At 68.9% G+C, this 12,774-nt stretch carries 11 protein-coding genes; 4 read left to right on the forward strand and 7 right to left on the reverse strand.

Annotation, left to right across the window (positions count from 1 at the left end):
- Positions 1–49: 49 nt before the first annotated feature.
- Positions 50–1,687 carry a peptide chain release factor 3 gene (locus tag VAPA_RS23750; RefSeq protein ID WP_021012555.1) on the forward strand — a complete coding sequence of 546 codons (1,638 nt, stop codon included), beginning with the start codon at positions 50–52 and terminating at the stop codon, positions 1,685–1,687.
- 4 nt (positions 1,688–1,691) lie between these two features.
- On the opposite strand, the gene VAPA_RS23755 is transcribed toward VAPA_RS23750, so the two are convergent.
- From VAPA_RS23755 to VAPA_RS23765, 3 genes are all read right to left on the reverse strand, one after another.
- A complete protein-coding gene (locus VAPA_RS23755) occupies positions 1,692–2,495 on the reverse strand; it encodes an ABC transporter permease (protein ID WP_021012556.1) in 804 nt (267 codons plus the stop codon).
- 144 nt (positions 2,496–2,639) lie between these two features.
- A complete protein-coding gene (locus VAPA_RS23760; RefSeq protein WP_021012557.1) occupies positions 2,640–3,482 on the reverse strand; it encodes an ABC transporter permease in 843 nt (280 codons plus the stop codon).
- The gene (locus VAPA_RS23765; protein WP_021012558.1) at positions 3,479–4,474 is read right to left on the reverse strand and encodes an ABC transporter ATP-binding protein; all 996 of its coding nucleotides are present in this window, start codon (positions 4,472–4,474) and stop codon (positions 3,479–3,481) included. The genes VAPA_RS23760 and VAPA_RS23765 overlap by 4 nt, the downstream gene beginning before the upstream one ends.
- A 97-nt stretch (positions 4,475–4,571) precedes the next feature.
- Here VAPA_RS23765 and VAPA_RS23770 point away from each other — a divergent pair, with 97 nt between their 5' ends.
- Complete coding sequence (locus VAPA_RS23770) at positions 4,572–5,408, forward strand: HAD-IIB family hydrolase (RefSeq protein WP_021012559.1); 837 nt, start codon at positions 4,572–4,574, stop codon at positions 5,406–5,408.
- 31 nt (positions 5,409–5,439) lie between these two features.
- Here the strand turns inward: VAPA_RS23770 and VAPA_RS23775 are convergent, their stop codons facing one another.
- The 4 genes from VAPA_RS23775 to VAPA_RS23790 all read right to left on the reverse strand — a co-directional run bounded on the left by VAPA_RS23775 (position 5,440) and on the right by VAPA_RS23790 (position 10,193).
- The gene (locus VAPA_RS23775) at positions 5,440–6,414 is read right to left on the reverse strand and encodes a tripartite tricarboxylate transporter substrate binding protein (RefSeq protein ID WP_021012560.1); all 975 of its coding nucleotides are present in this window, start codon (positions 6,412–6,414) and stop codon (positions 5,440–5,442) included.
- A gap of 101 nt (positions 6,415–6,515) precedes the next feature.
- Entirely contained in the window at positions 6,516–7,565 is a 1,050-nt protein-coding gene (locus VAPA_RS23780) for a histone deacetylase family protein (RefSeq protein WP_196232526.1), read from the reverse strand.
- 8 nt (positions 7,566–7,573) lie between these two features.
- Positions 7,574–8,623 carry an ornithine cyclodeaminase gene (locus tag VAPA_RS23785; RefSeq protein ID WP_021012562.1) on the reverse strand — a complete coding sequence of 350 codons (1,050 nt, stop codon included), beginning with the start codon at positions 8,621–8,623 and terminating at the stop codon, positions 7,574–7,576.
- 160 nt (positions 8,624–8,783) lie between these two features.
- A complete protein-coding gene (locus VAPA_RS23790) occupies positions 8,784–10,193 on the reverse strand; it encodes an aminotransferase-like domain-containing protein (protein ID WP_021012563.1) in 1,410 nt (469 codons plus the stop codon).
- A gap of 163 nt (positions 10,194–10,356) precedes the next feature.
- Between VAPA_RS23790 and gabT the strand changes: the two genes are divergently transcribed.
- Positions 10,357–11,649 (forward strand): 4-aminobutyrate--2-oxoglutarate transaminase, encoded by a 1,293-nt coding sequence (gabT, locus tag VAPA_RS23795; protein WP_021012564.1) that lies wholly within the window; start codon positions 10,357–10,359, stop codon positions 11,647–11,649.
- 23 nt (positions 11,650–11,672) lie between these two features.
- Entirely contained in the window at positions 11,673–12,767 is a 1,095-nt protein-coding gene (locus tag VAPA_RS23800; protein WP_021012565.1) for an ABC transporter ATP-binding protein, read from the forward strand.
- Positions 12,768–12,774: the final 7 nt, after the last annotated feature.

The following is a 12,774-nucleotide window of genomic DNA, read 5'->3' on the forward strand; positions in this document are numbered from 1 at the left end:
CCATGCCCTCTGTGTACATAAACGTGTACATACTTGCCAAAACTCAGACATGTCGAACCTCACATTCCTAGCAGAGACGCGGCGTAGACGCACATTTGCTATCATCTCCCACCCCGACGCCGGCAAGACCACGCTGACCGAGAAGCTGCTGCTGTTCTCGGGCGCGATCCAGATCGCCGGCTCGGTGAAGGCGCGCAAGGCCTCGCGCCATGCCACCTCCGACTGGATGGAAATCGAAAAGCAGCGCGGCATCTCGGTGGCCTCGTCGGTCATGCAGATGCTGTACCGCGACCACGTGATCAACCTGCTCGACACGCCCGGCCACAAGGACTTCTCGGAAGACACCTACCGCGTGCTCACGGCCGTCGACTCGGCCCTGATGGTGATCGACGCGGCCAACGGCGTGGAAGCGCAGACGCGCCGGCTGATCGAGGTCTGCCGCCAGCGCGACACGCCCATCATCACCTTCGTCAACAAGATGGACCGCGAAGTGCGCGAGCCACTCGACATCCTCGACGAAGTGGAGCGCGAGCTCGGCATGCCGTGTGTGCCGATGACATGGCCCGTGGGCCAGGGCAAGAGCTTCCGCGGAATCATGAACCTGCGCACGCAGACGATGACTGTGTTCGAGTCGGGCAGCGAGCGGCTGCCGCACGACTTCGAGACCATTGCGCTCACGGAGCGCGACACGCTCACGAAGCGCTTCGGCGCCGACTTCGAGTCCGCCATGGACAGCATGGAACTGGCCACCGGCGCCTCGCCCACCTGGGACCGCGAGGCCTTCCTGGCCGGCAGGCAGACGCCGGTGTTCTTCGGCTCGGGCGTGAACAACTTCGGCGTGATGGAAGTGCTCGACGCGCTGGTCGACCTGGCGCCGTCGCCGCAGTCGCGCACCAGCACCACGATGGTCAACCGCCAGCCCGTGGTGAAGGAAATTCAGCCCGAGGACAAGGACTTCGCGGGCGTGGTGTTCAAGGTGCAGGCCAACATGGACGCCAACCACCGCGACCGCATCGCCTTCGTGCGCATGGCCTCGGGCAAGTACACGCCGGGCATGAAGCTCAAGGTGCAGCGCACGTCGAAGGAGCTGCGCCCCACCAGCGTCGTGACCTTCATGAGCCAGCGCCGCGAGGCGGTCGAGGAAGCCTACGCGGGCGACATCGTGGGCTTCACCACGCATGGCGGCGTGCAGCTGGGCGACACCATCACCGACGGCGCGAGCCTGCAGTTCACCGGCCTGCCCTTCTTCGCGCCCGAGCTGTTCATGACGGTGATCCTGAAGAACCCGCTGCGCACCAAGCAGCTGCAGCAGGGCCTGGCCCAGCTCGGCGAGGAAGGCGCCATTCAGGTGTTCCGCCCCGAGATCGGCGGGCCGATGCTGCTGGGCGCGGTCGGCCAGCTGCAGTTCGAAGTGGTGCAGCACCGCCTGAAGGCCGAGTACGACGCCGACGTGCGGCTCGAAGGCTGCCAGTACACCGGTGCGCGCTGGATCACGGCCGACAGCCCTGCGGAGTTGCGCGAGTTCGTCAATGCCTATCCGCAACGCATGGCAAAGGATGCGGCCGATACGCTGGCCTTCCTGTGCACTTCGCCCTACGACGTGCGGCTGGCGCAGGAGCGCTTTCCGAAGATCCATTTCCATCCGCTGCGGGAGCACGCGGGGCTGGCGCTGCAAAGCGCCGGCTGATCGGCTAGCTGCCGGTCGAGGCGTAGCGGCGCAGCCCGATGCGCCATGCGCCGAATGCCGCCGCAAGGAACACGAAGCCCGCGAGCGGCGACACCATGCCCACCCACCCCGGCGCGCCCAGCGGGTCAGGCTTGCCCAGGATCGCCAGCGCCGGGTAGTACGCCACGCAGGCCAGCGGCACGATGAAGGTCAGCACGCGGCGAAACCACTGCGCATAGAGAGCCAGCGGGTACTGCGCCGCCTGCACGCCGCCATAGGTCAGCACGTTGGCGATCTCCAGGCTTTCGACGGTCCAGAACGACAGCGTGCCCTGCAGCACCAGGATGCCGAGGAAGAGCGCGACGCCGCCGGCCAGCGCGAACAGGGCGAGCGCCACGGCGCCCGGGGTCCATGCGATGCCGGCCTGAACGGTCGCGAAGACCAGCACGATCACGCCCTGCAACAGCCGGCCCAGGCGGCTGACGCGCACGTCGTTTCCCATGAGCTGCAACGCGAGCGGGCGCGGACGCAGCAGCAGCCGGTCGAAGGTGCCCGTGCGCAGGAACTCGGTGCCCAGCACATCGAAGCCGCGTCCCAGCGCGTCGGCGATGGCGAACATGCAATTGACCAGCCCGTAGAACAGCGCCACCTCACCGATGGCCCAGCCCTGCACTTCGCCGAAGCGATGGAACAGCGCCCAGACGGCAATCACCTCGATGCCTGTGCCCAGGAATTGGCCCACGGTCAGCAGCAGGGCCGAGGCGGGGTATCTCGCTTGGCCGCTGATCGAGGCGGCCATGAGGCGGAAGAAAAGGGGGAGCGATCCCATTTCAGTGGCTTCCACTGGTTGTGTTTTTTCCGCTGCTATTCAGGGCGCGTGCACAGGCCACCGGGTACTCCCCTCCGCGAATGTCCCCCGTCGGCGGGAGCGCGTCCCGAACGACAACGCACCGTGAAGGAACAGCAAGTCACCTTAGCCACCCTGCACTTGAAGGCTGCGCATCGTGCGCCCCATCGCCAGGCGCCCGAACGCGACCAGCGCGACGATCCAGAAGCACTGCAGCCCCAGTCCGCGCAGCGCATGCCAGCCGCTCAGTTGCCCGAAGTAAAGCCGTGCCGGAATGTCGAACAGCCCCGCCAGCGGCTGCACCAGCAACGCGGCCTGCCAGGCGTCGGGCAGCAGCGCCAGCGGCAGCAGGTTGCCCGAAAACACGATGACCACGGGTGTCGCCACCGCACTGATGCCGCGCTCGTTGAGCGCCGCCGTGGCCGCCACGTTGAGCAGCATCACCATCGCGGTCGACAGCAGCAGCGCGAGCACCACCGACAGCAAAAACGCCACGCCGGCCACCGCGTTCGCGGGCGGTTGCCAGGCCCACTCGCCCAGCCCCGCCAGCGGCAGCACGACCGCCGCGAAGGCCGCCATCAGCGCCATGCGCGGCAACAGCCGGGCCGCGATCCAGCCGGCGCTGCGCGCGAACCACAGCGCATACGCATCCACCGGCCGCAACCGGTCGTAGGCCACCGCGCCGGTGCGCACGGCCTGCGCCACCTCCGGGTCGCCGAGCCAGGGCAGCAGCACCAGCAGGCCTTGCGCGAGCCAGGTGTAGCTGATGGCCTGGGCGAGCGACATCGACGACGCCGCACCCGCGATGGCGCTGCCGCCATAGAACGCCGCGAACACCATCACCTTGATGCCGCCCCACCAGCACTGCGTCGCAAAGCCGGCGAGCGCCGCCGTGCGGTACTGCAGCATCTGCAGGAAGCGCGATACAAAGGCCGCGGCATAGGGGCGCAGCAGATCGCGCGGGCTCACGCTTCGGCCGCTCCATGCATGGCATAGAAGCGCGCGATCACGGCCTCGATGGCCATGCCCTCGAGGCGGATGTCTTCCACCGCGTGCTCGGCCGCGATGCGCGCGATCAGCGCGGGCGCGGAAGTCAGCGCGGGATCGAAATCGAGCACCAGCGTCTGGCCGTCCCGCGCGTGCACCGTGGCACCGGGCACCTGCCCGGGCAATGCGGCGTCCTGCGCAAAGTCGACCACCAGCCGGCGCTCGGCCATCACCTGCGCGCGCAGCGCCTCGACCGGGCTGTCGGCCAGCACGCGGCCGTGGCCGATGACGATCACGCGCTGGGCCAGCGCCTCGATGTCGTGCATGTCGTGCGTGGTCAGCAGCACGGTGGTGCCGCGCTCGCGGTTGGCGCGCCGCACGAAGTCGCGCACCGCGAGCTTCGAGGGCGCGTCAAGGCCGATGGTCGGCTCGTCGAGAAACAGGATGTCCGGCTCGTGCAGCAGCGCCGCCGCGATCTCGGCACGCATGCGCTGGCCCAGCGAGAGCTGGCGCACCGGCTGGCCGAGCACGCGCTCCAGGTGCAGCAGCGCGACCAGTTCGTCGCGCGTGCGCCGATAGCGCACCGGATCGACACGGTAGATGTCGCGCAGCAGGTCGAAACCGTCGCCCACCGGCAGGTCCCACCACAGCTGCGTGCGCTGCCCGAAGACCACGCCGATGCGCGCCACGTGGCGCTCGCGGTCCGCGAAGGGATCGCGCCCGTCGATCTCCACGCGCCCGCCGTCGGGCCGCAGGATGCCCGCGAGGATCTTGATGGTGGTCGACTTGCCCGCGCCGTTCGGCCCGATGAAGCCCAGCAGCTCGCCGCGCTCGAGCGAGAACGACACGCCCGACAGCGCCTCCACCGTGCGGTGGCGACGCTGCAGCAGCCCGCGCAGCGCCCCCATCACGCCCGGGTCGCGCTCGGAGATGCGGTAGGTCTTGAGGAGTTGGTCGACGAGGATGTGGGGCATGGAAAGCGCCGCGCCGGCATGGAATGCGCGGCGGGGGCGGGATGCTACACGAAACCGCCGGTACGATCACGGGCTCTCCAGAGATTGCCCGCCCGCCATGCCTTCGTCGCCTTCCCTGCCTCCCTCGCCCACCCATCTGCTGCCACTGGACCGCTGGGCCGCGCCCACGCGCAGCGCGCTCGTGGGCGTGTTCACCGACATCGACGACACGCTCACCACCGAGGGCGCGATCACGCCCGACGCGCTGCAGGCGCTCGGCGACCTCAAGGCCGCAGGCCTCGCCATCGTGGCGATCACGGGCCGGCCCGTGGGCTGGAGCCTGCCCTTCGTCAACACCTGGCCGGTCGATGCGATCGTGGCGGAGAACGGCGCGGTGGCGCTGCTGCCCACGGCCGATGGAACGATCGAGAAGCGCTACATGCAGGATGCGCCCACGCGCACCGCCAACTTCGAGCGCATGCAGGCCGTGCTGGTGCGCATCGAACGCGAGATTCCGGGCGCGCAGCGCGCCACCGATTCGCCGGGCCGCGAGACCGACATTGCCATCGACCACAGCGAGTTCGTGCAGCTGAGCGAAGAGACCATCGCCCACGTCGTCGCGCTGATGCGCAGCGAAGGCATGCACGCCACCGTGAGCAGCATCCACATCAACGGCTGGTATGGCGACAACGACAAGCTCGAGGGCGCGAGCTGGATCGTGCACGAACTCTGGGGCCGCGCGCTCGACGACGAACTCGACCGCTGGGCCTATGTGGGCGACTCCACCAACGACCAGCTGATGTTCCGCACCTTCGCGAGCAGCATCGGCGTGGCGAACGTCGCGCGCTTCGTGCCGCAGCTGGAGCACCTGCCGCGCTATGTGGCAGAGGGCGAGCGCGGCGCGGGTTTTGCCGAGGCGGCGCGCGCGATTCTCTCGGCTCGCGCTACCCGCTGACCGGCCGCCGCGCGCCCTCCCGCAAGCCGGCTCACTTGTCCTTCGCCAGCCCCAGCTTGTCGATCACCGCCTTCTCGCGCAACACCGTGTCCTGCGCGAACTTGGTGTAGGTCGCCGAGCTCATGTAGTTCGGCAGCATGTCGTAGCGGCCGAGCGACGCCACATAGCTCGGCTCTTCCATCGCCTGCTTGAACGCGTCGTGCAGCTTCTTCACCACCTCGGGCGGCGTGCCCTTGGGGGCGCCGATGCCGAAGGGCGAGTTCTGCACGATGTCGTAGCCCAGCTCCTTCAGCGTCGGCGCGTCGGGGAACTTGGCCAGGCGCTTCTCGCCCCAGGTGTTCAGCACGCGCAGCTTGCCGGCCTCGACCTGCGGTGCAAAACCGGTGCTGTCGGCGGCCGCCATCAGCTGGCCGCTGAGCACGGCGAGCATCAGGTCGGCGCTGCCCTTGTAGGGCACGTGCTGCAGCTGGATGCCGGCCTTCTGCGCCACGATCTCGGTCGTGAGGTGCGGACTCGTCAGGTTGCCGGTGGAACCATAGGTGAGCTTGCCGGGGTTGGCCTTGGCGTAGGCGACGAAGTCGGCCCAGGTCTTGAACGGGCTGTCGGCCGGCACCACGATGCCGAAGGCGTAGCCCGTGACGTTCAGCACGTAGCTGATGTCCTTGAGCGGATCCCAGTTGATCTTGGTGGTGTAGCCGAGGCGGAACACGCCGAGCGGGATCTGCGCGACGGTGTAGCCGTCGGGCTGCGAGGTCTGCAGCGCCTGCGCGGGCAAGGTGCCGCCGGCGCCGGGCTTGTTGTCGACGATGACGGGCTGGCCGAGGATCTTGCTCGCGTTGTCTGCCAGCTGGCGCATCGTGATGTCGGTGGGCCCGCCCGCGGGGAACGCGATGATCAGCTTGATCGGCTTGGCGGGAAAGGCCTGCGCGAGCGCCGCCAGCGGAGAAAGAAGAAGCCCGCAGGCTGCGGCGAGCGTGGCGGCACGGAAAAGCGATCGGCGGGACATGGTGACGGGTTCCTGAAACGGGAAAAAAGCAAAAGGGCGCATTGGGCCCTGCCTTTTGCGCGGCGGCAATCGGTGCTCACCCGACTGCTGTCGCCTGCGGCTCAGCCCGCGGCCTGCTGCTCGAATCCCTGCAGCACGTTGGCGGCATTGACACCCACCTCGGCCACCGCATAGCCGCCCTCGAAAACGAACACCGTGGGCAGGCCGGCGCGCGCCAGGTCTTCGCCCATGCGCAGGTAGTCGTCGCTCTTGAGCCGGAAACCCGCGACCGGGTCGCCTTCGAAGGTGTCGACGCCGAGCGACACCACCAGCGCGCCTGCGCGCACCGCGGCAATGCCGTCGAGCGCTGTCTTCAGCGCCGCGCGCCAGGCGGCGAAGTCGGTGCCGCGCGCGAGCGGCAGGTTATGGTTGAAGCCGAGCCCGGCGCCCGCGCCGCGCTCGTCGGCATGGCCCAGGTAGTAGGGATAGTCCGTGAGCGGATCGCCATGCAGGCTTGCGAAATGCACGTCGCTGCGCTCGTAGAAGATGGCCTGCGTGCCGTTGCCGTGGTGGTAGTCCACGTCCAGCACCGCCACGCGCTCCACGCCCGCATCGCGCAGCGCCTGCGCGGCCACCGCGGCGTTGTTGACGAAGCAGTAGCCGCCGAAGAAATCGGTGCCCGCATGGTGGCCGGGCGGCCGCGTGAGCGCGAAGGCGGCGCGCTGTCCGGCGACGACGCGCTGCGCCGCGGTCCAGGCGCAGGCGGCGCCGTGGCGCGCGGCGGCCCAGCTGCCGGCCATCAGCGGCGTGCCCGCGTCGAACGAGAACAGCCCCATGCGCGCAGGAAAACTCCGGGGCAATACGTCGGTGCGCATGCCGCGCGTGGGCCAGTACGAAGGCAGGGCATCGCGCGACGCGTTGGACGGATCGAGCGCCACCCATTCGTCCCAGGCATGGGCGATGAAGTCCAGGTAGCGCGGTGCGTGCACCCTGGCCAGCAGCGCCCCGTCGAAGGCATCGGGCGCCTGCAGCGGGCCCAGGCCGCGGCGCTCCAGTTCATGTTTCACATGGTCGACGCGGGCAGGCACCTCGAAGCACGGCACCAGTTCCCCGCGGAACATCTCGACTTTGCCCTGGTGCAGTGCGTGCTGGTCGTTGTAGATGGTGAGCATGCCGCCCATCATGCCGCACGCCGCAGCACCGCCCGGCGCCGGCCGGAGGCGGTGAGTCCGAACAGGTCCTTCGGATCGTCGAGCTCGGGCACCAGCGCGATCTGCTGGCCGATGCCGCGCTCGAGCGATAGCTGGTGGATGTAGCGCAGCGCCGTGTAGTCCTCCAGCGCGAAGCCGACCGAGTCGAACACCGTGACCTGGTCGGCGCTCTCGCGCCCGGGCACGCTGCCGAGCAGCACCTTCCAGAGTTCGTGCACCGGAAAGTCGGCCGGCAGCTGCTGGATCTCGCCCTCGATGCGGGTCTGGGGTTCGTACTCGACGAACACGCGGGCAAGGCGCAGCACGTCGGGATGCAACTCGGTCTTGCCGGGGGAGTCGCCGCCGACCGCGTTGATGTGCATGCCCGGCTCGATCATCTCGGGCGCGAGCACGACCGCGTGGCCCTGGTGGGCCGTGACCATGGTCACGATGTCGGCGCCGCGCACGGCCGCGGCGACGGAAGGCGCGCGCACCACCTCGAGCGGCGTGCAGGCCGACAGATGGCGCACCAGCTTGTCAGTGGCATGCGGATCGATGTCGAACACGCGCACTTCCTCGATGCCCAGCAACGCATGGAAAGCCAGGGCCTGGAACTCGCTCTGCGAGCCGTTGCCGATCAGCGCCATGCTGCGCGAGGCGGGCCGCGCCAGGGCCTGTGCCGCCATGGCCGAGGTGGCGGCGGTGCGCAGCGCGGTGGTGAGCGTGAGCTCGGACAACAGCACGGGGTACCCCGTATCGACCTCGGCCAGCACGCCAAAGGCCATGACCGTGGGCAGCCCGAGCGCCGTGTTGTGCGGATGGCCGTTGACGTACTTGAAGGCGTAGGCGCCGTCGTCGGCCACAGGCATCAACTCGATCACGCCGAGGTGCGAGTGGCTGGCCACGCGCGCCTTCTTGTCGAACTCGCGCCAGCGCATGAAGTCGTCGCGCAGCGCGTCGGCCAGGGCCTTGAGGAATTCAGGAACGCCGGTTTCGTCCACCAGGCGAACCAGGCTGTGAACATCGATGAAGCGGGTCATGGCACGGCTCCTTGCGTAGCCCGGCACGGCGCTTCATCCCTTCATCGATCATTCGCTCCACCGTGGCTGATCCAGGATGCGCCTGCGCCAGGGGTTGGAGCCATTGTGCGCCTGCTTGCAGGCCATTGCGAGCCCCTTCCGAGCCCTGTTGGCCACGCCTTCAGTCGTGCCTGCGCTCTTCGATGCTGCGCTCCAGGAAACGCCAGAGCCGCTCGTCTTCGCTGAAGGCCACGTTGAAGCGCAGCCAGCCGGTGGGATGCGGGTTGACCAGGAACAGCTGGCCCGGGCCGAGCATGATGCCCTCCGCCGCAGCGCGCCGCGAGAGCTCGGCACTGTCGGCAATGTCCGGGTGCCGGGCCCACAGGTACATGCCGGCCGCGGCTTCGTGGAACAGCTCGAAGCCGAGCCCGTCCAGCCGCCTCGCGACGCTGCCTTGTGCCTGCGCGAGGCGCTCGCGCAGGGCCTTGAGATGCTTGCGCCAGCGGCCGTCGGTCACGATGCCGAAGGCCAGGCGCTCGGTGATGTCGGACGAGGTCAGGCCCGAGATCATCTTGAGCTGTGCCAGCTCTTCGAGCAGCTCCGGCTGGGCGACCACGTAGCCGACGCGGATGTTGGGCGAGATGGTCTTCGAGTAGCTGCCCACGTAGACCACGCGGCGCAGCTGCCCCAGGCTGGCGAGCGAGGGGCGCATCGATGCGTCCATCTCGGCATAGATGTCGTTCTCGACCAGCGTGAAGTCGTGCGTCTGGGCCAGCTGAAGCAGTTGCACCAGCTGCGGCAGCGAGGCCATCGAGCAGGTCGGGCTCTGCAGCCGGGGCTGGGTGAAGAAGGCCTTGGGCCGATGCGCCGCGAGCAGCGCCTCGAGCGCCGGCATGTCGTAGCCCGTGGGGATGCGCGGCACGCCGACGATCTCCACGCCCAGGAAACGGAGCATGAACATCAGGTTCGGATAGCCGGGATCGTCCACCAGCACCGAATCGCCCGGCTTGAGCAGGCGGCGCGCCACCAGGTCCAGCGCCTGGCTGGAACCCTGGGTCAGCAGGACCTGGGCGGCCTCGACCACGATCTGCTGCTCCGAAAGTGCCTCGGCCGTCGCCATGCGCAGCGCCATGTGGCCGAAGGGCAGGCCGTAGCCGCCGATGTCGGCGCCTTCGGAGGCCAGGTGGCGCAGGCTGCGGCGCATGCCGTCCTCGAACAGCCAGTCGTGCGGCAGCCAGCCGCAGCCGGGCTTGAGCGGCAGGTTGCGGTTCTCGAAGATCTGCTGCAGGTACCAGCGGGCGTCGAAGCGGGGATCCGGGCGGGGCACGCTGGCCGCACCGGCGGCACTGTCCTCCATGCGCCGCTTGACGAAGAAACCCGCGTTGGCGCGCGAGACCAGCAGGCCCTGGGCCACCAGCCGGTCGTAGGCCTCGACCACCGTGAAAACACTGACGCCGTGGGCCGCGGCGAAGGCGCGGATCGACGGCAGCTTGCTGTCGGCCTTCAGTTTCTGGGAGCCGATCAGTCCGCGCAACCCTTCCACGATCTGGCTTACCAGCGGCGTCGGCTGTTCGGGGCGAAGAATGAGCATCGGGGGCGTCTCCGGCAGACCGGCCTGCACCATATTGAGGAAAGTATGTACAGGATACAAGACCAGTACAGTCTCCCGGGCGATCACTTCCGGTGTACATGGCTGGATCGATTCGTGCGACCTAGAGTGCCGGCATTCCTTCTTCAAAGCACAGGCCGTACCCATGCAACGCGAACCCCACCTCAGCAATGCCGCCCTCATGGCCCGCCGCAGCGCGGCCGTCGCCCGCGGTGTTGGCCAGGCCCATGAAATCTTCGTCAGCCGCGCCGCCAACGCCGAGCTGTGGGACGTCGAAGGGCGCCGCTACATCGACTTCGCCGGCGGCATCGCGGTGCTCAACACCGGCCACTGCCATCCGGAGATCAGTGCCGCCGTGAAGGCGCAGGTCGATCTCTATTCGCACACCTGCTTCCAGGTGCTGGCCTACGAACCCTACGTGGAGCTGGCCGAGCGCCTGAACGCGCTGGCACCGGGCCAGTTCGCGAAGAAGTCGATCTTCCTGAGCACCGGCGCCGAGGCGGTCGAGAACGCGGTCAAGATCGCCCGCGCCCACACCCGGCGCCCCGGCGTCATTGCCTTCAACGGCGGCTACCACGGCCGCACGATGATGACGCTCGGCCTGACCGGCAAGGTGGCGCCCTACAAGCTCGGCTTCGGCCCGTTCCCGGGCGAGGTGTTCCATGCGCTGTACCCGAACGCCCTGCACGGCGTGAGCGTGGACGACGCCTTGCATTCGGTCGAGCTGCTGTTCAAGAACGACATCGAGCCCGAACGCGTGGCGGCCTTCATCCTGGAGCCGGTGCAGGGGGAGGGCGGCTTCTACGTGGCGCCCAACGACTTCGTCGAAGGCCTGCGCGCGCTGGCGGACCGCCACGGCATCCTGATCATTGCCGACGAGGTGCAGACCGGCGCCGGCCGCACCGGCACCTGGTTCGCCAGCGAGCAGTGGCCCGTGGCGCCGGACCTGATCACCACCGCCAAGTCGATGGCGGGCGGTTTCCCGATCTCCGGCGTGGTGGGCCGCGCCGAGGTGATGGACGCGCCCGCGCCCGGCGGCCTGGGCGGCACCTACGCCGGCAGCCCCATCGGCTGCGCCGCGGCGCTCGCGGTGCTCAAGGTGTTCGACGACGAGCAATTGCTGGCGCGCAGCCGGGCACTCGGCGAGCGGCTCACGGCCGGCCTGCGCCGCATCGCGGCCGACGTGCCGGCCATCGGCGACGTGCGCGGGCTCGGCGCCATGGTGGCCATCGAGCTGTTCGAGCAGGGCGACACCGCGCGGCCCGACGCCGCGCTGACCCGCCAGGTGGTTGCGGAGGCGGCGCGGCGCGGGTTAATCCTGCTGTCATGCGGCACCTATGGCAATGTAATTCGCGTGCTGGTGCCGCTCACGGCATCCGACTTGCTTGTGGACGAAGGCCTGGCGCTTCTCGCGGACAGCTTCGCCGCACTGCGCTGATCGACCCTTTCCTGAAATCCTCCATGACAGCAGAACCCTTGGTGCGCTTCCAGCGCGTCCAGAAAACCTACGACGGCGAGCACCTGGTGGTGCGCCAGCTCGATCTGGACATTCACCGTGGCGAGTTCCTGAGCCTGCTCGGGCCTTCGGGCTCGGGCAAGACCACCACGCTGATGATGCTGGCGGGCTTCGAGTCGCCGACCTCGGGCGAGATCCTGCTCGACGGCAAGCCGATCACCGGCACGCCGCCGCACAAGCGGAACTTCGGCATGGTCTTCCAGAACTACGCGCTGTTTCCGCACCTGAGCGTGGGCCAGAACGTGGCCTATCCGCTCACCGTGCGCAAGGTGCCGAAGGACGAACAGCAGCGCCGCGTGCAGCGCGCACTCGACATGGTGCAGCTGCGCGGCATGACCGACCGCCTGCCCGGCCAGCTCTCGGGCGGCCAGCAGCAGCGCGTGGCGCTGGCGCGCGCGCTGGTGTTCGAGCCCCAGCTGGTGCTGATGGACGAGCCGCTCGGCGCGCTCGACAAGCAGCTGCGCGAGCACATGCAGCTCGAGCTCAAGGACCTGCATCGCCAGCTGGGCGTGACCTTTGTCTACGTCACGCACGACCAGGGCGAGGCGCTCACCATGAGCGACCGCGTGGCGGTGTTCAACGAAGGCGTGATCCAGCAGCTGGACACGGTCGACCGCCTGTACGAGACGCCGTCCAACCGCTTCGTGGCCGGCTTCGTCGGCGACAACACCGTGCTCAAGGGTCAGCTGGGCCGCGGCGGCGAGCACGCCGAGATGACGCTGCCCGACGGCCGCGTGCTGCAGGGGCTCAACGTCAGCGGCGCGGCCGCGGGCGCGGCCGTCGAGGCCTGCATCCGCCCCGAGCGGGTGGTGCTGCATCGCCGGCCGGACGCCCAGCGCGCCAACATGCTCGACGCCGAGGTGGCGCGCGTCATCTACTTCGGCGACCACCTGCGGCTGCTGTGCAGCGTGGGCGGCGGCCAGGCCGAGGCCACCGTGAAGCTGCCGCTGAACGGCCTCGACGGTGCCGCCGCGCCACAGGCCGGCGAAGCGGTGGTGCTCGAATTTCCGACGGCGCATGCGCGCATCTATGCCCCCTGAATCCGGT

It is taken from the genome of Variovorax paradoxus B4, assembly GCF_000463015.1.
Taxonomy (GTDB): domain Bacteria; phylum Pseudomonadota; class Gammaproteobacteria; order Burkholderiales; family Burkholderiaceae_C; genus Variovorax; species Variovorax paradoxus_E.